1 protein-coding gene is annotated in these 332 nt (G+C 60.8%); it reads left to right on the top strand.

Features of this window, described 5'->3' with window-relative positions:
* Nucleotides 1-332 (top strand): hypothetical protein (locus tag FYK55_RS29395; protein ID WP_161604839.1); only part of this gene is annotated, 332 nt, incomplete at both ends.

Here is a 332-nt window from a genome sequence, read left to right on the forward strand (position 1 = left end):
GGGACGTTGGACAACGCCGGCGACGACTTTGTGGTCGGTACCGCCGGCTACAAGTTGTACCTGGACGGAGGGAAGATTTCCGGCGGGACGATCTCCAGTTCCGACGACACGAAGTTGATCGCAACCAGCAGCGACGGGACGCTTGACGGCGTCACGCTGAACGCGGACGGGCTGGTTCAGGAGAGTGCAATTGTCAGCGTCACCGGAGGCTTGAATGTCAACGGGTTGCTTCGACTGGAGCGGACGACCAACCATCCCAGCGATTCGTATGACACCGGCTTGGACTTCTACGGCGCAGGGGCCGAATTGGGCGGTTCGGGTGTTGTGGAACT

The sequence above is a fragment of the Roseiconus nitratireducens genome, from assembly GCF_008629675.1.
Taxonomy (GTDB): Bacteria; Planctomycetota; Planctomycetia; order Pirellulales; family Pirellulaceae; genus Stieleria; species Stieleria nitratireducens.